Annotated in this window: 21 protein-coding genes, 1 tRNA gene and 1 pseudogene; 10 read left to right on the forward strand and 13 right to left on the reverse strand. The window is 65.2% G+C overall.

From position 1 onward, the window contains the following. Positions 1 to 28: 28 nt before the first annotated feature. The 3 genes from G3N59_RS03170 to G3N59_RS03180 are packed head-to-tail and all read right to left on the reverse strand — an operon-like array spanning position 29 to position 3,714. A complete protein-coding gene (locus G3N59_RS03170; RefSeq protein WP_205981108.1) occupies positions 29 to 1,057 on the reverse strand; it encodes a histone deacetylase family protein in 1,029 nt (342 codons plus the stop codon). A 21-nt stretch (positions 1,058 to 1,078) separates the two neighbouring features. Beyond that, the gene (locus G3N59_RS03175) at positions 1,079 to 2,338 is read right to left on the reverse strand and encodes a Zn-dependent hydrolase (RefSeq protein ID WP_205981109.1); all 1,260 of its coding nucleotides are present in this window, start codon (positions 2,336 to 2,338) and stop codon (positions 1,079 to 1,081) included. 41 nt (positions 2,339 to 2,379) lie between these two features. After that, positions 2,380 to 3,714, reverse strand: a complete 1,335-nt coding sequence (locus G3N59_RS03180) for an MFS transporter (RefSeq protein ID WP_205981110.1) — start codon at positions 3,712 to 3,714, stop codon at positions 2,380 to 2,382. A gap of 195 nt (positions 3,715 to 3,909) precedes the next feature. Between G3N59_RS03180 and G3N59_RS03185 the strand changes: the two genes are divergently transcribed. Then, positions 3,910 to 4,860, forward strand: a complete 951-nt coding sequence (locus tag G3N59_RS03185) for a LysR family transcriptional regulator (RefSeq protein ID WP_205981111.1) — start codon at positions 3,910 to 3,912, stop codon at positions 4,858 to 4,860. 52 nt (positions 4,861 to 4,912) lie between these two features. Here the strand turns inward: G3N59_RS03185 and G3N59_RS03190 are convergent, their stop codons facing one another. The 5 genes from G3N59_RS03190 to G3N59_RS03210 form a co-directional block, all read right to left on the reverse strand. After that, positions 4,913 to 5,371, reverse strand: coding sequence for a CopD family protein (locus G3N59_RS03190; protein WP_205981112.1), 459 nt, complete (start codon positions 5,369 to 5,371; stop codon positions 4,913 to 4,915). Between the two features lie 175 nt (positions 5,372 to 5,546). Further along, complete coding sequence (gene parC / locus G3N59_RS03195; RefSeq protein WP_205981113.1) at positions 5,547 to 7,862, reverse strand: DNA topoisomerase IV subunit A; 2,316 nt, start codon at positions 7,860 to 7,862, stop codon at positions 5,547 to 5,549. 51 nt (positions 7,863 to 7,913) lie between these two features. Further along, a complete protein-coding gene (locus G3N59_RS03200; RefSeq protein WP_205981114.1) occupies positions 7,914 to 9,905 on the reverse strand; it encodes a DNA topoisomerase IV subunit B in 1,992 nt (663 codons plus the stop codon). A gap of 425 nt (positions 9,906 to 10,330) precedes the next feature. Continuing rightward, entirely contained in the window at positions 10,331 to 12,259 is a 1,929-nt protein-coding gene (locus G3N59_RS03205) for an ATP-binding cassette domain-containing protein (protein WP_205981115.1), read from the reverse strand. 82 nt (positions 12,260 to 12,341) lie between these two features. Further along, positions 12,342 to 12,743, reverse strand: coding sequence for a DUF4399 domain-containing protein (locus tag G3N59_RS03210; RefSeq protein WP_205981116.1), 402 nt, complete (start codon positions 12,741 to 12,743; stop codon positions 12,342 to 12,344). Positions 12,744 to 13,058: 315 nt separating this feature from the next. Here G3N59_RS03210 and G3N59_RS03215 point away from each other — a divergent pair, with 315 nt between their 5' ends. From G3N59_RS03215 to G3N59_RS03255, 9 genes are all read left to right on the forward strand, one after another. Next, a complete protein-coding gene (locus G3N59_RS03215) occupies positions 13,059 to 13,241 on the forward strand; it encodes a rubredoxin (protein WP_205981117.1) in 183 nt (60 codons plus the stop codon). A 186-nt stretch (positions 13,242 to 13,427) separates the two neighbouring features. Beyond that, a tRNA-Arg gene (locus tag G3N59_RS03220) sits at positions 13,428 to 13,502 on the forward strand. A gap of 195 nt (positions 13,503 to 13,697) precedes the next feature. Then, the gene (locus G3N59_RS03225; protein WP_205981118.1) at positions 13,698 to 14,006 is read left to right on the forward strand and encodes a hypothetical protein; all 309 of its coding nucleotides are present in this window, start codon (positions 13,698 to 13,700) and stop codon (positions 14,004 to 14,006) included. A 408-nt stretch (positions 14,007 to 14,414) separates the two neighbouring features. Further along, positions 14,415 to 14,690, forward strand: coding sequence for a hypothetical protein (locus tag G3N59_RS03230; protein WP_205981119.1), 276 nt, complete (start codon positions 14,415 to 14,417; stop codon positions 14,688 to 14,690). A gap of 109 nt (positions 14,691 to 14,799) precedes the next feature. Next, positions 14,800 to 16,179: a DNA (cytosine-5-)-methyltransferase gene (gene dcm / locus G3N59_RS03235; protein WP_205981120.1), complete on the forward strand. Its 1,380-nt coding sequence runs from the start codon at positions 14,800 to 14,802 to the stop codon at positions 16,177 to 16,179. Positions 16,180 to 16,184: 5 nt separating this feature from the next. After that, positions 16,185 to 16,634: a very short patch repair endonuclease gene (locus tag G3N59_RS03240; protein ID WP_205981121.1), complete on the forward strand. Its 450-nt coding sequence runs from the start codon at positions 16,185 to 16,187 to the stop codon at positions 16,632 to 16,634. Between the two features lie 146 nt (positions 16,635 to 16,780). Beyond that, positions 16,781 to 17,284, forward strand: a complete 504-nt coding sequence (locus G3N59_RS03245) for a YbhB/YbcL family Raf kinase inhibitor-like protein (RefSeq protein ID WP_205981122.1) — start codon at positions 16,781 to 16,783, stop codon at positions 17,282 to 17,284. Positions 17,285 to 17,399: 115 nt separating this feature from the next. Further along, positions 17,400 to 18,872, forward strand: coding sequence for an MFS transporter (locus G3N59_RS03250; protein WP_205981123.1), 1,473 nt, complete (start codon positions 17,400 to 17,402; stop codon positions 18,870 to 18,872). Positions 18,873 to 19,043: 171 nt separating this feature from the next. Beyond that, a complete protein-coding gene (locus tag G3N59_RS03255; RefSeq protein ID WP_205981124.1) occupies positions 19,044 to 19,601 on the forward strand; it encodes a hypothetical protein in 558 nt (185 codons plus the stop codon). A 223-nt stretch (positions 19,602 to 19,824) separates the two neighbouring features. On the opposite strand, the pseudogene otsA reads toward G3N59_RS03255, so the two are convergent. The 5 genes and pseudogenes from otsA to G3N59_RS03280 form a co-directional block, all read right to left on the reverse strand. Next, positions 19,825 to 21,219: pseudogene (gene otsA / locus G3N59_RS03260) on the reverse strand (alpha,alpha-trehalose-phosphate synthase (UDP-forming)); the annotation flags it as partial. Between the two features lie 213 nt (positions 21,220 to 21,432). Continuing rightward, positions 21,433 to 21,687, reverse strand: a complete 255-nt coding sequence (locus G3N59_RS03265; RefSeq protein WP_205981126.1) for a hypothetical protein — start codon at positions 21,685 to 21,687, stop codon at positions 21,433 to 21,435. Between the two features lie 145 nt (positions 21,688 to 21,832). Continuing rightward, a complete protein-coding gene (locus G3N59_RS03270) occupies positions 21,833 to 22,237 on the reverse strand; it encodes a hypothetical protein (protein ID WP_205981127.1) in 405 nt (134 codons plus the stop codon). A gap of 199 nt (positions 22,238 to 22,436) precedes the next feature. Then, positions 22,437 to 23,837 carry a sigma-54 dependent transcriptional regulator gene (locus G3N59_RS03275; protein WP_205981128.1) on the reverse strand — a complete coding sequence of 467 codons (1,401 nt, stop codon included), beginning with the start codon at positions 23,835 to 23,837 and terminating at the stop codon, positions 22,437 to 22,439. Positions 23,838 to 24,228: 391 nt separating this feature from the next. After that, a complete protein-coding gene (locus G3N59_RS03280; protein WP_205981129.1) occupies positions 24,229 to 24,534 on the reverse strand; it encodes a hypothetical protein in 306 nt (101 codons plus the stop codon). Positions 24,535 to 24,792: the final 258 nt, after the last annotated feature.

Below are 24,792 nucleotides of genomic sequence, written 5' to 3' on the forward strand. Positions count from 1 at the left end.
CCCTGCCTTTTTAGCGTCTGACGGTCGCTTATCCCGCCCTATCCCCCATAAACCCACCAAAGAACGCGCGTGCGTTATCTTCAAGACTTTCGAGGTGATAACCGCCTTCCTGCACGATCACCGAAGGCAGATTCAGCGCACCGATCGCGCGGCCAAGCTGACCAAACCCTTCCGTGCTCACCGCCACCTTCGACTGCGGATCGTCCTTGTAGATATCGAAGCCCAGCGCCAGTACCAGCGCATCCGGCTCGAAGCGCCTGAGCACGCGCAGCGCCGCTTCCACGCGCTCGAAGAACTGCGCCTCGCTCGCACCATGCGGCATCGGCAGGTTGACGTTGTAGCCTTCGCCCTCGCCCACGCCGCGCTCTTCCTCGTAACCCGCGACAACCGGGTAGAAGTTGGTCGGATCGCCGTGAATCGAGATGTAGAGCACGTCGTCGCGACCGTAGAAGATTTCCTGCACGCCCTGGCCGTGGTGCATATCGGTGTCGAGGATCGCCACACGCTTGAAGCGCCAGCGCAGCGCCTGCGCCGCGACAGCCGCGTTGTTCAGATAGCAGAAACCGCCCGCCGCATCGGCGCGCGCATGGTGGCCGGGCGGCCGGCTGATCGCATAGCTTTCGCGCGCGCCATCGTTCACGCTCGCGGCGGCGGCCAGCGCGCTCTGCGCCGACCAGTACGCCGCGCGCCACGTATGCGCGCCCACCGGGCAACTGCCATCGGCGAGATAACGCGCGGCCTGGGCCAGCACGCCGCGCAGCGGGTTAGGCTCGCGCACGAAGATATTCGACATCACTTCGTCGCCCCAATCGTCGGGCATGCGCTTCCAGTCGGCGTGCGCCTCTTCCAGGAAGCGCAGATAGTTCATGTCGTGCACGGCCGCGAGCGGCGCAGTGCCGAAATCAGCCGGTTCGCGCACGTCGAAGCCCAGCGAGTGCGCCGCCGCCACGAGTCGCGTGGCGCGCTCGGGCACTTCCTGCGGCTCGCGCATCTGGCCGCGCGACAGGTAGCTGCGCGGATGGTGCAGCAGTTGCTCAGGATGAAACCACGTCTTCATATTCCGTACTCCTTGCTTGTTTCAGGCGGCCACGGCCTGCTGCACATTGACACCCGCGCGCGCGGCCACGGCGTTGAGCAGCACGTTGGTGCCGGCCGTCACGTCTTCGGGCAGCGCGTCTTCCGCTTCGTTGTGCGAGAGGCCGTCCACACACGGGATGAACACCATCGCCGTCGGGCAGTAGCGCGCGAGGTGGATCGCGTCGTGCCCCGCGCCGCTGACGATGCACTCGTTCGAATACCCGAGGCGCTCGACCGCATCGGCCACCAGCGCCACGCAGGCGGGATCGAACGGCGTGGCCGGGCTGGTCCAGCAATGCGCGATGTTCACGCCCAGCCCGCGCGAGCCGCTCACCGCCGCGCAGACCGCACGCAGATCGCGCTCCATCGCGTCGATCTGGGCATCGTCGGGATGGCGCAGATCGACCGTGAAGGTCAGATTCGCGGCGATGGTGTTGCGCGACGAATTCGCAATCTGCATCTGACCGATCGTCACGAGGCCGAGCGGCGCATAACGCGCCATCACGCGCTCGATTTCCAGCGCCATCTGCGCGGCGCCAAAGTACGCGTCCTTGCGGTAGCGCATCGGCGTCGTGCCCGCATGCGCGGCCACGCCCGTCACGTTGACATCGAACCAGCGGATCGCCTGGCCGCCCGTCACCACGCCGATGGTCGTGCCGTTCGCTTCCAGGATCGGCCCTTGTTCGATATGGGCTTCGAAGTAACTGTCGACCGCCACGCCCTGCACGGGCTGCGTGCCGCGCGCGCCGCACGTATCGAGCGCCGCGCCGAGCGTCACGCCATCGGCATCTTCGCGGGCGAGCGCGTCGGCCAGCGTCATCGCGCCCGCGAATACCGCCGAGCCGAGCATCGCCGGCGTAAAGCGCGCGCCCTCTTCGTTGGTCCACGAGCAGATTTCGATGGGCTTTTGCGTGGTCGCGTTCGCGTCGTTGAGCGCGCGCACCACTTCGAGCGCCGCCAGCACGCCGTAGACGCCGTCGAAGCGCCCGCCTTCAGGCTGCGTGTCGAGGTGGCTGCCCATCAGCACGGGCGCGGCGTTCGCATCGGTGCCCGCGCGGCGCGCGAACAGATTGCCGACTTCGTCGGTCCACACGGTCATGCCCGCTTCCACGCACCAGCGTGCGAACAATTCGCGGCCCTGGCGGTCCTGTTCGGTGAGCGCGAGGCGGCGCACGCCGCCGCCCGCCGTCGCGCCGATGCGCGCCATGTCGGTCAGGCTCGCCCACAGGCGCGGGCCGTCGATTTGCAAGAGGTCTTTCATCGGTCCTTCCGTTGAGATCGATTGGTCGAAGCAGAGTCGGTTCAGTGCGAGCTGAGCGCTTGGGCGGCGGCTTCGTCGTGCGCGTGCTGGCTGCGGCGCGCGTCGAGCGCGACGATGCACAGCAGCGAGATGGCGGCGAGACACGTGTAGAACACCGCCAGCGGCCACCACTGCCCGGCATAGCGATGCGCGAGCCACGTGCCGACGAGCGGCGTCAGACCGCCCGCAATCGCGCCGCACACCTGATACGAGAGCGAGATCGCCGAATAACGCACGCGCGTGGGGAACACGCCCGACACAAAGCCCGCGATCACCGAGTAATAGCTGGCCATGCAGACCACGGCGATGGCGATGCCGATCACCATCGGCACGACATGGCCGCTCTGCACGAGCACGAACATCGGATACGGCGAGAGCATCGCGCCGATGGCCGCGATCTTGAGGAAGCGCGCGCCGCCCAGGCGTTCGGCGAGCCACGCGGCCAGCGGCTGCGAGAGGAACTGGATGAAGGCGACGATAAACAGGCAGTCGAGAATCATCGAACGCGTGATGCCGACGTACTGCGTCGTGTACGCGATCATGAACGTGTTGGTGAAGTACACGCCCGCAATGCCGATGGTGTTCGCGCCGATGCACAGCAGCACGAGGCCCGACGCCGAGCTGAAGACTTCGGCGATCGGCAGTTTGGCGGTGCGGCGCTGGTCCTTGAGCTTCTCGAACTCGGGCGATTCGTTCACGCCCAGCCGGATCATGATGCCGACGATCAGCAACACCGCCGAGATCAGGAACGGCAGGCGCCAGCCCCAGGAGAGGAAATCGGCCTTGTCGAGCGACGTCACCGAGCGGAACGCGAGCAGCGAGAGAATCAGCCCGGCGGGCGAGCCCAGTTGCGCGAACGACGCGAAAAACGTGCGGCGGCCTTCGGGCGCGTGTTCGCCCGCCATCAGCACCGCGCCGCCCCATTCGCCACCCACGGCGATGCCCTGCACCACGCGCAGCAGCACCAGCAGCACGGGCGCGAGCGCCCCAACCTTCGCATACGACGGCAGCAGCCCGACGCACACGGTCGCCACGCCCATCATCATCAGCGTGGTCATGAGCGCCTTCTTGCGGCCGATGCGGTCGCCCAGATGGCCGAAGATCACACCGCCCAGCGGACGCGCGAAAAAGCCCACGGCGAAGGTCGCGAACGAGGCCATCGTGCTGACAAAGCGGTCTTCGGACGGGAAATACAGCTCGCCGAACACCAGCGCGGCGGCCGTGGCGTAGATGTAGAAGTCGTACCACTCGATCATGGTGCCGATGAACGCTGCGGCGGCGGCGCGCACAGGCTGCCGGACGGCGGCAGTGGACGCGATGGATTGCGGGGTGGCCATGGGTCAGTCTCCTTCGGGCGCGTGCGGTATTTAGTCTGGCTTTGATGGCTGGCGAACGGGCTTTTCAGCGCATTCGCCATACGTGCTTTATCGCCAGCCATAAAACATTAGTCAAATTTCGAGTTATTATTCAGCACATAAATCTAGCTAATACCTCGGGCGCACGTGCGCCTGACAACCGCCCGGAGCCCGCGCATGCGCGCCGACACCACTCGCTTTCTGAACGACCGGCTCGACTGGAATCTGCTGCGCACCTATCTGGCGATCATGCAGGAGCGCAGCCTCAGCCGCGCCGCCGCGCGCCTTTACGTGACGCAACCGGCCGTCAGCCAGGCGCTCAAGCGCCTCGAAGAATCGCTCGGCCGCAAGCTGATCGAGCGGCGCGGCGCGCATTTCGTGCCGACCCAGGCCGGCGAAGAGGTGTATCGGATCGCCAGCGACATCTACGGCAATATCTCGCGGCTCGAAACCGAACTGGACGAACGCACCGCCGACATCACCGGTTCGATCCGCCTGCTGACGGTGAGCCGGATCGAGTCGCGCGTCTATGACGAATTCCTCGCGGAATTCCACGTCGCCTACCCGCGCATCGATCTGCAGATCGAAGTGATGCGCTCGACCGACATCATTTCATCGCTGCAGCAAAAGACCGCGACGGCGGGTTTGAGCCTGTGCCGCACGCCCGTCGACAAGCTGGAAATGCGCTGTTTTCTGCGTCAGCGCTACGCGATTTTCTGCGGCCGGCATCACCGGCTGTTCGGCCTGTCGCAACTGACGATGGACGATCTGCTCGCGGAAAATTTCGTGTCGTTCACGAGCGACCAGATTGGCGACAGCCTGTCGCCGCTCACGGTGTTTCGCGATCAGCGCGGCTTTACGGGGCGTATCGTGGCGTCGTCGCCGAGTCTGGACGAAGTGCGGCGGCTGATCTATGCGGGCTACGGCATCGGCTGCCTGCCCGAACATACGGTGAAGGACGATCTGGCGCGGCAACGCCTGTGGCGGCTGCCGCCGGACGAAGGTCTCGCGGATGTCGATATCCACTTGCTGTGGCATCGCGAACGCAAGATGAATGCGGCCGAAGAAGCGTTCTTCGACGCGATGGAGCGCTGCATGCAGCGCTATGCGCTCGCGGAACGTCTATGAAAGACGCGCCGCGAACGTTGCATCAACAACGATAAACGGCAATCGAGCCGCTTCAGTACCCGCGCGCCAGCACCGCGACGCCAATCGTCACGATACCCAGCACGAGATTGATGACCACGAGGCGGCGCATCGTGCCCACGGCGCGCGCGCCGTCGGGCCATTTCTGCGCCTGCACCGCGCGGCGAATGCGCGGAAACAGCGCAAAGCGGATGTGGCCGAAGATCAGCATCATGATGACGCCGAGCCCTGCCATGGCGTGCAGCTGCCACGTGGCGTGACCGCCGCCGAACTGCATCAGCAGAAAACCGCCGCTCAGCAGGATCGCGATGATGGCGACGCCCACCCAGTTGAAAAAGCGGCCGAACACCGATTCGATCAGCGGCAGACGCAGTTGCGGCGAAAGATCTTCGAGCGCGGGGCGCAGGCAGTAGTGCGCGAAAACCATTCCGCCCACCCAGACCGCAACGCTCAAAAGATGCACAAACAGCGCGATTTCGATCGCGTGACCCATGCTGGTAAGTCCTCGTACTTAAAAGATTTCCGGTGCGAACGCCGAATGCAATGTGGGCGGCATTATTCCATGCCGCCCACCGTTGCGCACTGGATGTGTACGCCCGTTCAGGAGCGTACCCTGGCTGGCTCGTGCTCTGGCTGGCTAGATGCCGATGCGGGTCGCGAGATGCGACCTAGCGCGGCAACACCGGACGCATGCCCGTGATGACCTTGAGCTTCGAGTCCGGCGCGCGGCCCTTGCGGGCACGCTTGCCGACCTGCGGCGCCAGCACCGGACCCGACATCAGGTCTTCGCCCGGCTTCTGGCCGCGGCCCGTGCCTTCGAGCACCACGCCCGCCGCGCTGATCGCCAGCGCCTGCAGCAGCGTTTCCTTGTCTTCGAGCTGCATCAGCGTGACGCCGCGACCGCCGCCCGAAAGCGTCTTCATCTCGTCGAGGCCGAACACCAGCACGCGGCCGCCCGAGGACAGACACGCCACCTGGAGCGCGTCCGGCACCATCGGCATCGGCGTGAGCGGCACGCTGCCTTCGTCGATCGTCATGAAGGCCTTGCCGGCCTTCACGCGGCTGATCATGTCGCCGATCTTCGCGATAAAGCCAAAGCCGTTGCTCGATGCCAGCAGGAGCGGTTGATCCGCGCTCGCCGCGAAGTAATGCAGCAGATGCGAACCCGCTTCGAGTTCGATCAGCGAGGTGACCGGCACGCCGTCGCCGCGACCGCCCGGCAGTTGCGCCACCGAGACCGAATAGACGCGGCCGTTGCTGCCCCACGCGATCAGCGTGTCGGGCGTGCGGCACAGGAACGCCGCGTACAGACCGTCGCCGGCCTTGAACGTGAAGCTTTGCGGATCCAGACCGTGGCCCTTGAGCGCACGCACCCAGCCTTTCTGCGACACCACCACCGTGACCGGATCATCCGCCACGCGCACTTCGAAGGTCGCGCGCTTTTCCTGCTGGATCAGCGTGCGGCGATCGTCGCCGTACTGCTTCGCGTCGGCTTCGATTTCCTTGACGATCAGGCGCTTCATCGACGACTCGTTGGCCAGCAGCTCTTCGAGCTTCGCCTTCTCGTCGCGCAGTTCCGCGAGTTCCTTCTCGATCTTGATCTTTTCCAGCCGCGCCAACTGACGCAGACGGATTTCGAGGATGTCCTCGGCCTGACGCTCGGACAGACCGAACGCGCTCATCAGCGCCGACTTCGGCTCGTCCGATTCGCGAATGATGCGGATGACTTCGTCGATATTGAGGAAGACGATCATCCGCCCTTCGAGGATGTGGATGCGGTCGTCGACCTTGGTGAGACGATGCTGCGTGCGGCGCGTGACCGTGGCGAAACGGAAGCCGATCCACTCGCCGATGATCTCGCTGATGCCCTTCTGACGCGGACGGCCATCGGCGCCGATCATCACGAGGTTCAGCGACGCGTTCGATTCGAGGCTCGTGTTGGCGAGCAGCGAATTGATGAACTCGCCCTGATCGATCTTGCTGGTCTTCGGCTCGAACACCAGACGCACCGGCGCGGCCTTGCCCGATTCGTCGCGCACCGCGTCCAGCAGGCCAAGCATGGTCTGCTTGCTCTGCAACTGCTCGGGCGTGAGCGTCTTCTTGCCGAGCTTCAGCTTGGGGTTGGTCAGCTCCTCGATTTCTTCGAGCACCTTCTGGCCCGAGGTATTCGGCGGCAGTTCGGTGACGACCAGTTGCCACTGGCCGCGCGCGAGTTCTTCGATCTTCCAGCGCGCGCGCACCTTCAGGCTGCCGCGGCCCGTTTCATACGCCGCCGCGATTTCCGCTTCGCTCGAAATGATCTGGCCGCCGCCCGGGAAATCGGGCCCCGGCAGACGCTCCATGATCTCCGCGTGCGTCAGCTTCGGATTCTTGATCATCGCCACGGCCGCCGTCGCCACTTCGCGCAGATTGTGCGAAGGGATTTCGGTGGCCAGACCCACGGCAATCCCGGATGCGCCGTTGAGCAGCAGCATCGGCAGACGCGCGGGCAGCGTCTTCGGCTCCTGGAAGGAACCGTCGTAGTTCGGCATGAAATCGACCGTACCCATGTCGATTTCGTCGAGCAGCAGCTTGGCGATGGGCGTGAGGCGCGCTTCCGTGTAACGCATCGCCGCCGCGCCGTCACCGTCGCGCGAACCGAAGTTGCCCTGACCGTCGATGAGCGGATAGCGCATCGAGAAGTCCTGAGCCAGACGCACGAGCGCGTCGTACGCCGACTGGTCGCCGTGCGGGTGGTATTTACCGAGCACGTCGCCGACCACGCGCGCCGACTTCACGGGCTTGGCGTTGTCGCCGAGTCCCATTTCGTTCATCGCGAACAGGATGCGGCGCTGCACCGGCTTCTGGCCGTCGCAGACGTCGGGCAGCGCGCGGCCCTTGACCACGCTCACGGCGTAGTCGAGGTAGGCGCGTTCCGCGTAGTGGCCGAGCGTGAGCGAGTCGCCGCCTTCGGCGCCATTCGCTTCAACAAAAAGATCGTCCATGTTTTTCAGTCAGTCCGTAATCTGTGTGGGCAGTTATGCAGAAGGTGCGGATCAGATATCCGCTTCGACTTCGTTGCCCTTCTCTTCGAGCCACGAACGGCGCGAAGCCGCTTCACCCTTGCCCATCAGCATCGTCATGCGCGCGACGGTGGCCTCGTAGTCGAGGTCGCCGAGCAGGATGGGCGACAGGCGGCGCGTGTCGGGGTTCATCGTCGTGTCCCAGAGCTGTTCGGCACTCATTTCGCCGAGACCCTTGAAGCGGCTGATGGACCATTGCGTGTCGCGCACGCCGTCCTTGCGCAGCTTGTCGAGAATCGCTTCGAGTTCGCCTTCGTCGAGCGCGTAGAGCTTCTGCGCGGGCTTCTTGCCGCGCGCGGGCGCGTCGACGCGGAACAGCGGCGGGCGCGCCACATACACATGACCGCGCTCGATCAGTTGCGGGAAGTGCTTGAAGAACAGCGTGAGCAGCAGCACCTGGATGTGCGAACCGTCGACGTCCGCGTCCGAGAGAATGCAGATCTTGCCGTAGCGCAGATTCGAGAGATCGACGGTCTCGTCCGGGCTATGCGGATCGACGCCGATCGCCACCGAAATGTCATGCACTTCGTTGTTGGCAAAGAGACGGTCGCGCTCGGTTTCCCAGGTGTTCAGCACCTTGCCGCGCAACGGCAGGATCGCCTGATATTCCTTGTCGCGGCCCATCTTCGCCGAACCGCCCGCCGAGTCGCCCTCGACCAGGAACAGTTCGTTACGCGCGATATCGGTTGCTTCGCAGTCGGTCAGCTTGCCGGGCAGCACAGCGACGCCCGAACTCTTGCGCTTCTCGACCTTCTGGCCCGCGCGGGTGCGCGCCTGCGCCTGCTTGATGACGAGATCGGCGAGCTTCTTGCCGTGCTCGACGTGCTGGTTGAGCCACAGTTCGAGCGCCGGGCGCGTGAACGACGACACCAGCTTGACGGCGTCGCGGCTGTTCAGGCGCTCCTTGATCTGCCCCTGAAATTGCGGATCGAGCACCTTGGCCGACAGCACGAACGACACGCGCGCGAACACGTCTTCGGGCAGCAGCTTCACGCCCTTGGGCTGAAGATTGTGCAACTCGACAAAGCTCTTCACGGCCTGGAACAGACCGTCGCGCAGGCCGCTTTCGTGCGTGCCGCCCGCGGGCGTGGGGATCAGGTTGACGTAGGACTCGCGCGTGAGCGGGCCTTCCTCGCACCACGCCACGACCCACGCGGCGCCTTCGCCTTCGGCGAAGGTGTCGTCGTTGGTGCGGCCGTCGGCGTAGCGCTCGCCTTCGAACAACGGGATCAGCAGATCGGCGCCGCCCATGCCTTCGAGCAGATAGCCGCGCAGGCCGTCTTCATACTTCCAGCTCAGGCGCTCGCCGGTTTTTTCGTTGATCAGTTCGACTTCGACGCCCGGCAGCAGCACGGCCTTCGAGCGCAGCAGGCGTTGCAACTCGCCGAGCGGCAGGTTGGGCGAATCGAAATATTTCGGGTCGGCCCACGCGGTCACGCGCGTGCCGGTCTTCTTTTCTTCGCGCGTGGCGTTGCGCACGCTCAGCGGCTTGACGACATCGCCGTTCGAGAAACCGAGTTCGGCCACCTTGCCGTCGCGCCAGACGGTCACGTCGAGGCGTTTGGAGAGCGCATTGGTGACCGAGACGCCCACGCCGTGCAGGCCGCCCGAGAACGTGTAGGCGCCGCCGGCGGCCTTGTCGAACTTGCCGCCCGCGTGCAGGCGCGTGTAAACGATTTCGACGACCGGCACCTTCTCTTCCGGGTGCAGGCCGAACGGAATGCCGCGGCCGTCGTCTTCGACGGAAACCGACTGGTCCGCGTGCAGCGTGACCGTGATGCGACGGCCGAAGCCGCCGAGCGCTTCGTCCGAGGCGTTGTCGATGACTTCCTGGATGATGTGCAGCGGATTCTCGGTGCGCGTGTACATGCCCGGCCGTTGCCGGACGGGCTCGAGGCCCTTGAGCACCTTGATCGACGCTTCGCTATATCCAGCGTTCGCAGCGTTTGACTTCTTCGTTGACATGGTGATCCGCAGGGGGTTGTCCGCGCGCTTGTCCACAGAGGCTGTGGACATCTGCGGGGAAAACGCGTTGAGTGTTCAAAAAAACCGTGACGAAACAATGGCATGGACGGGCTGCTCGCCTGGCGCGCAGGCGCGGCGCGCAAACCCGGTCCGCCGTATTCGCGAGGTATTGTACTGATTTGGGACCGCGCGGCAATTTGCTTGGGGGTCGGCCGTTCGGCCAGGGGGTTTCCTGGAACGCGAGTCGCGTAGAATGAAGCGCTTGCCGCAAGGGGTTTGGCGCGGGTGGTTGGGGGATTTTCGCTAGCTGCGTTGGTGGACTGTTCGTTGCAAGGATTGGGACGAACGCGTGTATTCCCGCCCCATCGTTCCACGCCATAAAAAAAACGGCCTTCATCAGACCGTTTTCCCGTATTACTGCAGCATCACTTCCGCTTCGCCTCAAGCTCTTCCCAGCGCTCCAGCGCAACGAGCAATTCCTCGTCGATGGCTGCATAGCGCTCGGTCATGCGCGTGCCTTCCTTCGCATCCTTCGCGAAAATCGAGCCATCCTCGATCTGCGCGCCGATGGTCTTCTGCTCCGTCTCCAGCGCCTCGATCTTCTTCGGCAGCTCTTCCAGCTCGCGCTGCTCCTTGAACGACAGCTTCACGCTGCGCTGCGCGTTGCGGGCCGCCCCGCCGTCCTTCTGCGCAACCGCGGCCGGTGCGGCTTCCTTCGGCGCACGCGCTTCGGCAATTTCCTGCGCGCGCGCACTCTGCGTCTGCCAGTCGCTGAAACCGCCGACGTATTCGCGCCAGCGCCCTGCGCCCTCGGCCGCGATCACCGACGTCACCACGTTGTCGAGGAATGCGCGATCGTGCGAGACCAGCAGCACGGTGCCGTCGTAATCGGCGAGCAGTTCTTCGAGCAGTTCGAGCGTCGGAATATCGAGGTCGTTGGTCGGCTCGTCGAGCACCAGCACGTTCGCCGGGCGCGCGAACAGACGCGCGAGCAGCAGACGGTTACGCTCGCCGCCCGAGAGCGACTTCACGGGCGAACGCGCACGCTCGGGCGCGAACAGGAAGTCGCCCAGATAGCTCATGACGTGCTTCTTCGTGCCGTTGATCTCGACCCAGTCGCTGCCCGGGCTGATGGTATCGGCCAGCGTTTTTTCGAGGTCGAGCTGCGCGCGCATCTGGTCGAAATACGCCACCTGCAGATTCGTGCCCACGCGCACGGTGCCTTCATCGGCCTTCAGTTCGCCGAGAATCAGCTTGAGCAGCGTGGTCTTGCCCGCGCCGTTCGGGCCGACAAAGCCGATCTTGTCGCCGCGCATCACCGTACCCGAGAAGTTATCGACGATCGTGCGATCGCCGTAGCGCTTCACCACGTCCGTGAGTTCGGCGACGATCTTGCCCGACTTCTCGCCCTGCGAAACGTCCAGCTTCACGTTGCCCTGCACGTTGCGGCGCTCGGCGCGATCGTTACGCATCTGCACGAGACGCGCGATACGCCCGACGCTGCGCGTGCGGCGCGCTTCCACGCCCTTGCGAATCCACACTTCTTCCTGCGCGAGCAGCTTGTCGAACTTCGCGTTTTCCACGCGCTCGACTTCGAGCTGCTGCGCCTTTCGCTCCTGATACTGCGTGAAGTTGCCCGGATACGAGAGCAGCTTGCCGCGATCGAGTTCGACGATGCGCGTGGCCACGCGATCGAGGAAGGCACGATCGTGGGTGATGAACAGCAGGCTCGAACGCTGCGAAACCAGCAGTTCTTCGAGCCAGCGGATGCCGTCGAAATCGAGGTGGTTGGTCGGTTCGTCGAGCAGCAGCACGTCCGGCTGCAGCACCAGCGCGCGCGCCAGCGCCACGCGCTTTTGCATCCCGCCCGAGAGCGCGCCCACGCGCGCTTCGCCTTCGAGGCCGATCTGCGCGAGCGTGGTGGCCACGCGCGTGCGCCAGTTCCAGCCGTCGTGCGCGTCCAGCGACGATTGCAGCGTGTTCATGCGCGCGAGCAGCGCGTCGTGATCCGCGCCTTCGGGCGTTTCCGCGAGCTCATGCGCGACCACATCGTATTCGTCGAGCAGCGCGCGCACCTGCGCGAGGCCGGAGGCAACCGTGTCGAACACCGAGGCATCGGTATCGAAATCCGGTTCCTGCGGCACGTAGACGGTCGTGAGATTCTGCTGGCGCGTGACGAGGCCGTCGTCGGGACGGGCGAGATCGGCGACGATCGTGAGCAGCGACGACTTGCCCGCGCCGTTACGGCCGATCAGGCCGACGCGCTCGCCGGCTTCGAGCGAAAAGTCCGCGTGATCGAGCAGCGCGACGTGACCAAACGCGAGTTGCGCGTCGGAGATGGAGTAAAGCGACATGGATGGAAACCGAGGCCTGCGTTGGAGAGCAAGCCCGTATTGTACCGGGCGGCACGGTCGGCTCCGCGCCGCCCGCTTGCGCTTACTTCACGTGGACCGTAATCGTCTTGCTCCACTCGGGGCCGTAGGACTGATGCGCGCCGTTGGCGAACTGCGCCGTGAGCGTGTGATCGCCCGGCGGCAGCGTGATATCGGCCTCGGTCTGACCTTTGCCGTAGTGAATCGATTTATCGTTGACCGGCACGACCGTGCCTTGCGCAAGCGGCTGGCCGTCGATCAGCAGATGATGATGGCCCGTATTGGGCGTGACGGTGCCGGCGGGCGCGACCGTCATGCCGTCGATGCCGAATTTCACGTGCACGGGATTGCTCACGGTGGCGCCGTCCTTCGGCTCGACGAAGTAGACGCCCTCGGCGTGCGCGACGCCGCTTGCCACGAGACACGCCGCGAAGGTCATGCCGGCCAGCCAGTTCCTCTTCATCATGGTTCGCTCCTCTGTTCTCTCGATTGATGGTTGCCCGATTGCATCGGCTCGCGGCCAAGCATACACCGCGATCATGACCCAACATCGCGACGCCGCGCAGCCGCAAACCATCGTCAATACCGCGCCGATACATCGCTTGATGCGATGCGAATACGCTACGCGACGTGACGCCAATCGCCCCGCAAAAGTCCCGCGAACGGTGTGCCCGCCGTTTTCCGGTAACATCGCGGGTCGCCCTCGCCCCGGCTAAACGGGGCCATATGGCCGGTTTATCCGCAGCTTCGGGCTGCGAACTGCAATGAACAAAGGTGTGTTGTGAGCGAAGTCATCGAGTACAAGAGCTGGATCTGCCTGATCTGCGGCTGGATCTATAACGAAGAAGAAGGCCTGCCCGACGAAGGCATCGCCGCGGGCACGCGTTTCGCGGATATCCCGGAAGACTGGCGCTGCCCGCTGTGCGATGTGGGCAAGGCCGAATTCTCGGTCGTCGAGTTTTAAGGTCTAAGCGGATCGTCGCGTGTCGATTGACACGCGAGCGCCATTTTCCCGCCGCATCGCGTTTGTTATACTCTTGCGCCTGCGCGGGCTACGTCCCTGCGCGCACTCCGCGCCATGACGGGTGACTTGGGAAACATGGCAGCTGGGCGGAGTCGGGGCTCGCATGCCCCGCAGCAGTACTGGATGCTCCCTGTAGTTCAATGGATAGAACAAGTGCCTCCTAAGCGCTAGATGCAGGTTCGATTCCTGCCAGGGGGACCAGCCACGCAAGCCCGATCCCATCTTCCCTTGCCTTTTCAGCCGTCGCCGGTCGCGTAGTTCACAGACCGGGGCACGGACATTCCTGTTCCCGCTTTCCGATTTTTCAGCGCCGCGCGGCACGTGTTTCGCTACTGAACCCTCGTTCCAGCCGAATTTCACGCGCGCCGCAGTGCGCTTTTTTCAGGCAGATCCCCTATGGACATCCAGAAGCAAGTCGCCGCTCTCACCCATTCCGAACTGCAGACCGCAGGCGCGAGCCAGGCAACCGCCATCGCCGTGAGCGTGCTGCTGCGCCACCTGAGCTCGCCGGAGCTGATCAATCTGCTGTCGTCGACGTTCGAAAACCATCAGGCCGTCATGCTGCAAACGCCGTGGCCCGAGCAGATGCTGCAATCGTTCGCCGCCACGCGCCGCTTCCTCGAAGGCGCCGCGCAGGGCCCGGCGCCGGCAGATGCACCGGAAACGCCGGACGCTCCCGAAGCGCCGGACGCCACCGCGGAATAAACCCGCCGCGCGCGCGCCGGGCATCGCGCGCCGGGCTGGCGACTGTGTTCGCCAGCCCACTTTGGTTTGTCAATTGTTAACTTTCACGCGGGCCAGCTTCGCCTACGATGGTTTCCAGCACGACGCCGCTCACAGACCGGTTCCTTCGCGCAGACCATCGGAGACCCCCGCCATGACCTCGCCCTACGTTTTCGCCCTGATCGCCGCGCTCACCGCCGTCGTGTATTCGTCGCTGACGATGTTGCTGCTGGGCTGAATTCGCGAGGTCGTCGAAGTTGCAATAGCCAGCCGAACCATCGGCTGGGCCGCACCAGGGTAAACAAGGAGCGCAAAGAATTAAAGTTAGGGTCGGAGCTGTCGTAATCTTCCTACATGGACACGCTCCGTCCCCTCCCCGCCGGCTACCTGATGACGAATCTGATCGATCAGGACATTGCCCACATCCGTCGCGTCATGCCGCTCTCCCTCACGGGCGACCTCGGCGGGCCGATCCTCTCCGCGAATTACTGGCGCGCACGCCTGCACCGGCTGCTCGACACTGGCCATATCAACAAAGGCCAGCTTGCCGATATCGACAGTCTGCTGGTGCAGATCGACCTGCACGAACTGAACGCCGCGTCGCTGGCCGCAAGTCTCGCCGCTCAGGCGGCCGGCCAGATCGCGAATCAAGCCGCGAATCACTGATACACCCCGTCGTCTTTCTGGTTGACTGACCCGGTTCGCGCGTCTTTCGTACGCGCGAGGCACATTTGCGTCCTGAATTCCTGGTAACGGGGGTCAGGTATCGGTCATAATGTCCGCCAAAATACCCAGAGAGGACTTCGTGCATCCGGCCCATACGCGAAACCTGCTTGCGCAGGCACGTCAGCGCTTCACGCAGCAGCAGATCGCCGCTCATGTCGGCAAGGACGTCAAGACCGTGCGTCGGTGGGAAAAAGGCGAAACGCCGTGCCCCGCCATGCTCGACGCCGCGCTGCGCGAGTTGCTGCGCAGCGCCGATCCCGCGCCCGCAGCGACAGCCGCGCGCGCGACGGTTGCGCCCGCACGCTTTCGCTTCGTCGATCTGTTCGCCGGTATCGGCGGCATCCGCATGGGCTTCGAAGCCCAGGGCGGCGCCTGCGTGATGACGAGCGAGTGGAACAAGTTCTCGAAGAAGACCTATCTGGAAAACTACGGTCCCGCCGATGGCGAGGGTCACGCCTACGTGGGCGATATCGTCGAATTTCCGGCCGCCGATGTGCCCGATCACGACGTCCTGCTGGCGGGCTTCCCGTGTCAGCCGTTCTCGATCGCGGGTGTGTCGAAGAAGAACGCGCTGGGCCGCCCGCACGGTTTCGAGTGCAGCACGCAAGGCACGCTGTTTTTCGATGTCGCGCGCATCATCGCCGAAAAGCGCCCCGCCGCCTTCCTGCTCGAAAACGTCAAGAACCTGCTGTCGCACGATCATGGCCGCACCTTCGACGTGATCCTGCAGGTGCTGCGCGACGAACTCGGCTACGACGTGCACTACCGCGTGATCGACGGGCGGCATTTCACGCCGCAGCATCGCGAGCGCATCATCATCGTCGGCTTTCGCGAGCCCACGCCGTTCACATGGGACGCGCTCGAGCTGCCCGATGACGGCCCGCGCCTCGCCTCGATCCTGCATCGCACCGACGGCAGCGAACCGCTGCTGCCGTGGGACGGCGAGCGTTTCTTCGATCATTCGGCGCGCCGCGTGCAGCCGAAGTACACGCTCACGCCCGGTCTGTGGGCCTATCTGCAGCAATACGCCGAAAAACATCGCGCGGCCGGCAACGGCTTTGGCTACGGCATGGCGTTTCCGCAGAGCGTCACGCGCACGCTGTCCGCGCGCTATCACAAGGACGGCAGCGAAATCCTCGTCTATCAGGGCGAAGGCGTGCGTCCGCGCCGCCTCACGCCGCGCGAGTGCGCGCGCCTGATGGGCTTTCCCGACACCTTCCGTATTCCGGTGAGCGACACCCAGGCGTATCGGCAGTTCGGCAATAGCGTGGTGATGCCGGTGATGCGCGAAGTCGCGCGCACGATGATGCCGCATCTCGACGCGGCGCTCGCCGGCGGCAAGACCAAAGCGAAAGCGGCAACGAAGCGGCGCGCGGGCGGCGCCAAAGCCGCGAAGGCCGGCCGGGACGAGGCGGCGCTCGCCGCCTGAATGCCGTGGTCGACGTCGTCGACAGCGCGACCCGCAGCCGGATGATGTCCGGCATCCGCGGGCGCAACACGAAACCCGAGAGGCTGATCCGCAGCCTGCTGCATCGGCGCGGTTTTCGCTTCCGGCTGGACGTGCGCGAGTTGCCCGGCCGTCCCGACATCGTCTTGCCGCGCTATCGCGCCGTCGTGCTCGTGCACGGCTGTTTCTGGCACGGTCACGATTGCCCGCTGTTCAAATGGCCCTCGACGCGCCCCGAGTTCTGGCGCGCCAAGATCGGCCGCAACCGCACCCACGACGCCAAAGCCCTCGCCGCGCTCGCCGCGCAAGGCTGGCGCGTCGCCGTGATCTGGGAATGCGCGCTGCGCGGGGCATCGCAGGACCCGGAAGCGGTCGTCGAGCGCCTCGCGGCCTGGCTCAAGGACGATACGCTGGGCTGGTTCGAAGCGCGCGCGTGAGGCGCAGGGCCCTGCTGGCACGGCCCTGCTGGCCGCGCTGAGCGCGCCGCCTCGCGGTGCTAAACTCGATCGATCGGTTCCGCGCCGCGCGCCTTGCTGCGCGCATGACGCATTGATGTCAGAACACATGAGAAAGGAGGCAAGCGATGGCTGATTTCCGACTCTGGTCCGACGATTTTCCGAGTAACGGCTTCATGCCGAAGGCGCAGGAGTTCGACGACCGGTCCTTCGGCGTCGAGGGCGACAATCTCTCGCCCGCGCTCCAGTGGGACGCGCCGCCCGCCGATACGCAAAGCCTCGCCCTGACCGTCTACGACCCGGACGCGCCCACGGGCAGCGGTTTCTGGCACTGGGTCGTCGTCAATATCGCGCCTGACGTGCGCGCGCTCGCCCGCAACGCAGGCAAGGCCGATGGCAGCCTGCTGCCGCCCGGCGCGCTGCAGGTACGCAACGACTACGGCACGGTGGGCTTCGGCGGCGCTGCGCCGCCGCGCGGAGACAAACCGCATCGCTACATCTTCCGCATTCATGCGCTGAAGGTGCCGCAACTGCCCGTCACGCCCGAGACCACCAATGCGGTCGCGCGCTTCATGACGCATCTGAACGAAATCGACTCGACGACTTACGTCGGGCTTTACGAACTCAAATAAGCACTGAAGATTCCAGCGCGGCGCGTGTAACGCCGCGCCGCTTTCGCACCACACAACCCGATTCAACCGATACATCCGACGACGCGCACGGAGACGCGCGCCGTCCCGCTCATCAATGTCCACACGCCCGCAATCCGACGTAACCATCGCCGCTTCGAAGGCTGCTTCCAAGGCCGCTTCAAAGGCCGCCGCCCTGGCGTCCGCCACCGCCGATCCCAACGATCCCGAAAGCGGCCTGCCCTTCCCGCAACGCTATTACGCGATCCTCGTGGTCGCGCTCGGCATCACGCTCGCGGTGCTCGACGGCGCGATCGCCAACGTCGCGCTGCCGACCATCGCACATCATCTGCACGCCAGCGCCGCGAACTCGATCTGGATCGTCAACGCGTATCAACTCTCGGTGACGATCTCGCTGCTGCCGCTTTCCTCGCTGGGCGACCGCATCGGTTATCGACGCGTGTATCTGGGCGGGCTCGCGCTCTTCACGGTGGCCTCGTTCGGCTGTGCGCTGGCGACGTCGCTGCCCGCGCTCGCGATTGCGCGCATGGTGCAGGGCTTCGGCGGCGCGGGCGTCATGAGCGTGAACACCGCGCTCGTGCGCATGATTTATCCGCGCGCGCAACTCGGGCGCGGCGTGGCCATCAACGCGATGGTGGTGGCGGTCGCCTCGGCGGTCGGGCCGACGCTCGCGTCCGGCGTGCTGTCGATCGCATCCTGGCCGTGGCTGTTCGCGATCAATGTGCCGATCGGCATCGCCGCGCTCACGCTGGGCCTGCGCGCGCTGCCGCTCAACGCGCGGCATGCGGCGCCTTACGACTATCTGAGCGCGCTGTTCAACGCGCTGGTGTTCGGTCTGCTGATCTTCGCCGTCGATGGCCTCGGGCACGGCGAAAACCACTTGTTGAGCGGCATCGAATTCGCGGCCGCCGTCGTGATCGGCTATTTCTTCGTGCGCCGCCAGCTATCGCAGCCCGCGCCGCTGCTGCCCGTCGATTTGCTGGCGAATCCGCTCTTTGCGCTGTCGATCAGCACCTCGGTGTGTTCGTTCTGCGCGCAGATGCTGGCCTTCGTCGCGCTGCCGTTCCTGCTGCAGGACACCTACGGTTTTTCGCAGGTGCAAACCGGCCTGCTGATGACGCCGTGGCCGCTCGTGATCATCGTCGCCGCGCCGGTGGCGGGCGTGCTTTCCGACCGCTATCCGGCGGGGATTCTTGGCGGCGTGGGGCTGGCGCTTTTTGCGCTCGGCTTGCTGTCGCTCGCGACCTTGAGCGCGCATCCCGCCGATCTGGCGATTGCCTGGCGCATGGCGCTGTGCGGCGTGGGCTTCGGCATTTTCCAGTCGCCGAACAACCGGCAGATTCTGTCGTCCGCGCCGCGCGAACGCAGCGGCGGCGCGAGCGGCATGCTCGGCACGGCGCGCCTCACGGGGCAGACGCTCGGCGCTGCGCTGGTCGCGCTGATTTTCGGCGTTGCGCCGCAGCACGGGCCGACCGTGGCGCTTTACGCGGGCACCGCGTTCGCAGCGGTCGCGGCCATCGTCAGCATGATGCGGCTCGTGCCTCGCCGCACCGCACCAGCAGGCGGTTAGCGCCGCACGCCGATGTCGCATCGGGCCACCTCGTTTTTGCGGCCCGCACGCACTACCATGAAGACACGGCGCGCCGCCTTCCTCCGCTCGCTGTTCTCACGCTTGCGTCGATCGCCGCTGCGCCGCGGTCCTGTTCTTCTGGCGAGTCAACCTGCATCGAGGGGGATTCCCATGTCTCTGATCGTCGCTGGCCGGTTCACGACGTTTCCCGCCGCCGAAGCCGTCGCCGAGAAGCTGTTCTCGCGCGGTTTCGTCGAAGAGGACGTCAACCTCTTTTTCGTCAATCCGCGCGGACAGCACGCGCGTCATACGCCGCATCCGGTGCCGGTTGCCGTGGCGCCGCCGCATCGCATGCGCAATCTCACGGCCGGTGCCGTCGCGGGCGCGGTCGTGGGCGTGTCGCTGTTCGGCGCGCTGCTGGCGGCTTCGCTGCCTTCGGTCGTGATCGCGGCCGGCGTGGGCGCGTGGATTGGCGCGCGCATCGGCATGGGCTGGCATCGCGCCACCGAGCACGAAGCGCGCATTCATCGCGAAACGCGTCAGTCGGGCGTGCTGCTCACCGTCCATGTGAGCGCCGAAAACCAGACGCTCGCCGCCGACGTGCTGCGCGAAGCCGGCGCCGATGACGTCGAGCGCGCCACGGGTCAATGGCACGCGGGGCACTGGGCCGATTTCGATCCGACCGAAGCGCCCCATCCGTACGCCGAAGCGGGCGTGCAGCGCGCCTGATTGCGGCGTTTGCAGGCGGCGCGCGGCGGTCGGTGAGCAAGAAAAACGGCGACTCGAAGGTCGCCGTTTGGGGTGATGCGTGCGCGCGAAAAACGCGCCAGAAGCCGGTTTAGTCTGCCTTGCTGGCCGCGCTGGCCGCTTTGGCGATTTGCGCCACGCTCGACGCGTTCGGAACGCTCGCTGCGCCCGACACCGGCGCCTTCGCACCCGGCGCGGCGCTACGCGCCTTCGCCGTCACCGAAGCCGCCGTCGCCACACTGCGCAGATCGGCGAGGAAGGAATCGCGCCACACCGACAGATTGTTCTCGCGCAGCGACGCCATCATGTCCTCGTAGCGCGATTGCCGCTCCGCATGCGGCATCGACAGCGCACGCTCCAGCGCCTCGGCGGTCTGGTTGAGATCGTAAGGATTCACAACCAGTGCGCCAGGCATCTGCTCGGCGGCACCCGCGAATTGCGAGAGCACCAGCACGCCCGGATCTTCCGGATTCTGCGACGCCACATACTCCTTCGCGACCAGATTCATGCCGTCGCGCAGCGGCGCGACATAGCCCACCTGCGCCTGACGGAATAGCGCCATCAGCAGATTGCGCTCGTACTTGCGGTTCAGGTATTGGATCGGCGTCCAGTCGAGCTGCGCGAAGCGGCCGTTGATGCGCCCGGCCTCGCCTTCGAGGTTGCGGCGGATGGTCTGATAGGTCTGCACATCGGAGCGCGTCGGCGGCGCGATCTGCAGCAGCGAGACGCGGCCATGCCAGCCCGGCCCGTTCTGCAGCATCCGTTCGAAAGCCTGAAAGCGCTCGGCGAGCCCCTTCGAATAATCGAGACGATCCACGCTCATGATCAGCTTGCGCCCGCGCATGGCGTCGCGCAGGCTGCGCACCGGCTTGCGGTCGGTGAACTGGCTGGCCGCTTTGGCGATCGCATCGGGATAGATGCCGATCGGGTACGCGCCCACTTTCAGGAAGCGATCCCACGCGTGAACCATGCCGTCTTCGCTCGACGTGCCGTGGCCGCCGCGCTCGACGTAATCGAGAAACGCCTGTCGATCGGCATCGGTCTGGAAGCCCACGACGTCGTAGTGACAGAGGAACTTCATCAGTTCTTCGTGCGGCGGCACCGAGCGCATGACTTCCGGCACCGGCAACGGAATGTGCAGGAAGAAGCCGATCGGGTTTTTCACGCCCAGATCGCGCAGGCAGCGCGCGAACGGAATCAGGTGATAGTCGTGAATCCAGATGATGTCGTCGGGTTCGATCATCGGCTGGAGCTGGCGCGCCAGCGTGACGTTCACCCGCAGATAACCGCCGTACTCCTGACGCTCGTAACGCGCGAGGTCGTTGCGGTAGTGGAACGTCGGCCACAACGTCGTATTCGAAAATCCTTTGTAGTACTGGTCATAGTCACGACGGGTGAGACCTACCGTGGCATATGTGACGCTGCCCTGTTGCTCGATGGTCGGTGGGGCCGGTTCGGCGACGGTTTCGCCGCTCCAGCCAAACCACACGCCACCGGTTTCCTTGAGCGCGTCCAGCACGCCAACCGCGAGACCGCCAGCAGCGGGACGCCCTTCCTGGGTCGGTGCAACGCGATTCGATACCACGATCAGTCTGCCCATTGCGGCTAAACCTCCTGTTTCGTTGTTCGGGGACGGTGCACCGTAATGTCACGCAAGATGCATGCCTCTTCGACACGATCCGGAGCGAAATTTTATTTTCCGCGCGGCGCAAGCGAGCAAAATCGGCGCGAAAAATAGCCGGATCGTGCGGCAAAATTTTCAGGGGGCGATGCGCTGCACAGCGACAAAAATCGCTGCAGCGCAGTGATGAAATCAGGCGTCCTGCTCCGAGCCGAGATCGCGCTGATAGTCGAGGCCTTCGGCGCGCGCGCCGCCCTGGTTGTGCTCGCCATCGGGCGGCACGCCTGGCGCGGGGCGATTCTGGCTGGCGGGGTCCGGGGCGTGTCCGTTCGACGGTTCGACCGGATTTGGCTCGAAATTCGCGGCGTTGCTGGACTTCTGTTCGCCGTCGCGCGGGCCACGCTTGCCCGAGTGACGCGCGGACCGGCGCAATGCGGGATGTCTCATGTCGATGCCTCCAGCAAACAAGCTGCTAACGGGCTGCAAATGCGCTGTCACACGGCGGTAGCGTTTTTATAGTCTAGGAACCGCCGCGTGAAATTGCCGGTAAATATGGGCAGGCGTTTGTAACTCGTACATAAGAATGCAACCGTCAGGCACGGGACCAACGGTGGACCTGCGCAACGCTTGTTGCATCGCGGCGAGATTGATCGGGCCCTGACGCGTCCAGGGTCGCCGGATCGGTCTGGCCGACCCAGCCGACCCAGCGCGCCCACCTCGCCCACGCGGCGCGGCCCGCGCGTTCGGCGGTTCGGGCGATCTGCGCACGTTCTTCTCGGGCCTGCGTAGCGTGCGCCACAGCGGGTGGCGAAACGCGCATCGCCGGATAGAAGCGCGGATCGACCGAGCGCGGCACCTCGCCCGGTTGCGCAGGCGGGTCCCCGACCGGCGGCACGTCGGGCGTGCCGGGTTGATCGGGCGGCGGATCGTCGGGTTGCGGGGTGTGCGCCAGCCAGGGCTTCGCGCGGAACGGATCGGATTGTCTGCAGCTTGGCATCGCTCGCTCCTCGAAAGGGTTTATCGAGCGGATTGCAAGCGACATACCAGCGGCGGCGAATGCGGCGAACGCCCGCGCCGCCGGGGCGCTCAGGGCGCCCGGCGTGCCGCGGACAATCGGGGAGAGGACAACGAGGAAGCGGAAAAACAGGTGCGATTTACATCGCGTGCAGGCAAACGCGTCTTCAGGATCTTGGGGATCAGCCCGTCGCGCGCGCTGACGCCTCGCCCTTGCCGCCCGCGCTACCGGCGCCGCCGGTTTCGTTACCGTACTCGACGAGCCGGTTGTAGAGCGTCTTGAGGCTGATGCCGAGGATTTCGGCCGCCCGCGTCTTCACGCCGCCGCACTGCTCCAGCGTGGCGAGAATCAACTGACGATCGGCATCGGCCAGCGAGGTGCCGAACGGAATCGTCACCGCCGTGCCCGCCACCGGCTTCGACAGCGAAATCTGCAGCGGCACGGCCGCCGTGAGATCGCCGTCGTTGCCCGCCATGATGTGCGCGCGCTGCACGTAGTTCTTCAGCTCGCGCACGTTGCCGGGCCAGGGGTAGGTCGCGAGCATCTCGCGCACAGCCGCCGGGAACTGCTTTTTCGTGCCGTGGCGCTCGTTGAGTTCGTCGAGGAAGGCCTGGGCCAGCAGTTCCACGTCCTTGCCGCGCTCGCGCAGCGGCGGCAGGTTGATCGGGAACACGTTCAGGCGGTGATACAGGTCCAGACGCAGCTTGCCTTCGGCCACGGCCTGCTCGGGATCACGGTTGGTCGCCGCGATCAGACGCACATCGGTTTCGATTTCCTTGGTCGTGCCCACGCGCATGAACATGCCGGTTTCCAGCACGCGCAGCAGCTTGACCTGCAGCTCGATCGGCATTTCGGTGATTTCGTCGAGGAACAGCGTGCCGCCGTTCGCGCGCTCGAAATAGCCCTTGTGCTGGCGATCCGCGCCCGTAAACGAGCCGCGTTCGTGGCCGAACATTTCCGATTCGATCAGGTTCGGCGAGATCGCGCCGCAGTTCACCGCGAGGAATTCGTGCTTGCGGCGCAGGCTCAGCTGGTGAATGGTCTGCGCGGCCACTTCCTTGCCGGTGCCCGATTCGCCCACCAGCATCACCGACGCCGGCGTGACCGCCACGCGGCTGATCTGGTCGTAGACGTCCTGCATGGCCGGCGAATTGCCGAGCATCAGCCCGAAGCGGCCCATGCGGCGCAACTCGCCGCGCAGCGTGCCGATTTCGGCCTTGAGATCGCCCGCGCGCGGCAGACGGTTCAGGATCGCCTTGACGCGCTGCAGGTTGATCGGCTTCACGAGATAGTCGATCGCGCCGTTCTTGAGCGCATCGACGGCCGTCTCGACGGTCGCATGCCCCGTAATGACGACGAGTTCCACGCCCGAGCGCGGATCGAGATCCTGGAACAGATCGGTGCCGCTGCCGTCGGGCAGCTTCAAATCGGTGAAGACGACGTCGGGCATCTGGCGAATCAGCTGGATGCGCGCTTCGCGCAGATCGCCCGCCTGCGCGGTGGTGAGCCCGTCTTCGCCCACCACGGCGGCGAGTGCTTCGCGCGTTTCTGCGTCGTCATCGACAATCAATACATGTGGCATCGCGTCTCGTCAGCCCTGAAAGGTGAATGGCTCCATGCACGAAACATCCGCGCCGCGCGCATCGCGCCTGCGCCGGACAATTCCGCCCGGCGCCGCAATGCTGGCGGCGCACACGTTGCGCTGCAGTGGAGTACGAAACGGTCGGGCGCGTTCAGACGGCAAGCGCGCAGTTTTCATCGCACTATGGCGACAATGCGCAACAATACCGCGATCAGCACGCAACCCGAACCTCGATTGTTGTGGATTTAACTATTATAGACTTATTCGAGATAGCCAGGCGCGCGATTCCGGGCGCAAGCGTTCTGCATCGAGCCCGCGTTGACTCTGCGTTGACTCCACTTTGATCCTTTCGTTGTCCTTGCCGAGCCCTACTTCGCCCTTGCCATCTCCGTCAGTGCCGCGTCGCCGAATCCGAATCGCTGGTCGGAAACGGCCAGGCGTTGCCGTTCGCTTCGTCGGCCGCACCGCTGGCGCGCGTAGCCGTCTCGTCCGCCGGTTTCGCCGCTGCGGCGTTGAGCGCGCCCGCGGTTTCCGAGAGCGCACCGCCCTCGTCTTCCCAGCGGCTCAGATCGCGATGCAGATGCTGACGCTGCATGCGATGGCGCTGCGACCAGCGCAAGGCCAGCATGCCGGCCGTCGCGCCGAGCGCGCCCACCGCCATCAGGGTTCCGAACAGTCCAGGCTTGTTCTTCGACATATCGATTCTCCCAGTTCTTTGCGCAAGTTCAGCGCATGGAGCGGCGTCGCAATCGCCACCCTCTAGCGTAGACGCTCGTGCGCCATCGGAGTTGCGGAGCACGAGGCGTGCCAGCTCCGCCAGCCACACGTCGATGCCGGACAGATGCAGGACCGGATCGGGCACGTCCATTGCCCTTTGACGCGTCGCAGTGGTTAAATGTTTACGAGATGGAAATCCTGCGACCGGCGGCGCGGCATCGCCCGCGTCAGTCCTGGC

It is taken from the genome of Paraburkholderia sp. Ac-20340 (assembly GCF_017104965.1).
Lineage (GTDB): Bacteria > Pseudomonadota > Gammaproteobacteria > Burkholderiales > Burkholderiaceae > Paraburkholderia.

Coding starts and splice junctions, on each gene's coding strand:
- G3N59_RS03230 (WP_205981119.1), top strand. CDS start 14,415: ATGACGAATCTGATCGATCAGGACATTGCCCACATCCGTCGCGTCATG.
- G3N59_RS03250 (WP_205981123.1), top strand. CDS start 17,400: ATGTCCACACGCCCGCAATCCGACGTAACCATCGCCGCTTCGAAGGCT.
- parC (WP_205981113.1), bottom strand. CDS start 7,862: ATGGACGATCTTTTTGTTGAAGCGAATGGCGCCGAAGGCGGCGACTCG.
- G3N59_RS03245 (WP_205981122.1), top strand. CDS start 16,781: ATGGCTGATTTCCGACTCTGGTCCGACGATTTTCCGAGTAACGGCTTC.
- G3N59_RS03185 (WP_205981111.1), top strand. CDS start 3,910: ATGCGCGCCGACACCACTCGCTTTCTGAACGACCGGCTCGACTGGAAT.
- dcm (WP_205981120.1), top strand. CDS start 14,800: ATGTCCGCCAAAATACCCAGAGAGGACTTCGTGCATCCGGCCCATACG.
- G3N59_RS03270 (WP_205981127.1), bottom strand. CDS start 22,237: ATGCCAAGCTGCAGACAATCCGATCCGTTCCGCGCGAAGCCCTGGCTG.
- G3N59_RS03265 (WP_205981126.1), bottom strand. CDS start 21,687: ATGAGACATCCCGCATTGCGCCGGTCCGCGCGTCACTCGGGCAAGCGT.
- G3N59_RS03280 (WP_205981129.1), bottom strand. CDS start 24,534: ATGTCGAAGAACAAGCCTGGACTGTTCGGAACCCTGATGGCGGTGGGC.
- G3N59_RS03180 (WP_205981110.1), bottom strand. CDS start 3,714: ATGGCCACCCCGCAATCCATCGCGTCCACTGCCGCCGTCCGGCAGCCT.
- G3N59_RS03225 (WP_205981118.1), top strand. CDS start 13,698: ATGGACATCCAGAAGCAAGTCGCCGCTCTCACCCATTCCGAACTGCAG.
- G3N59_RS03275 (WP_205981128.1), bottom strand. CDS start 23,837: ATGCCACATGTATTGATTGTCGATGACGACGCAGAAACGCGCGAAGCA.
- G3N59_RS03190 (WP_205981112.1), bottom strand. CDS start 5,371: ATGGGTCACGCGATCGAAATCGCGCTGTTTGTGCATCTTTTGAGCGTT.
- G3N59_RS03200 (WP_205981114.1), bottom strand. CDS start 9,905: ATGTCAACGAAGAAGTCAAACGCTGCGAACGCTGGATATAGCGAAGCG.
- G3N59_RS03255 (WP_205981124.1), top strand. CDS start 19,044: ATGTCTCTGATCGTCGCTGGCCGGTTCACGACGTTTCCCGCCGCCGAA.
- G3N59_RS03170 (WP_205981108.1), bottom strand. CDS start 1,057: ATGAAGACGTGGTTTCATCCTGAGCAACTGCTGCACCATCCGCGCAGC.
- G3N59_RS03175 (WP_205981109.1), bottom strand. CDS start 2,338: ATGAAAGACCTCTTGCAAATCGACGGCCCGCGCCTGTGGGCGAGCCTG.
- G3N59_RS03210 (WP_205981116.1), bottom strand. CDS start 12,743: ATGATGAAGAGGAACTGGCTGGCCGGCATGACCTTCGCGGCGTGTCTC.
- G3N59_RS03205 (WP_205981115.1), bottom strand. CDS start 12,259: ATGTCGCTTTACTCCATCTCCGACGCGCAACTCGCGTTTGGTCACGTC.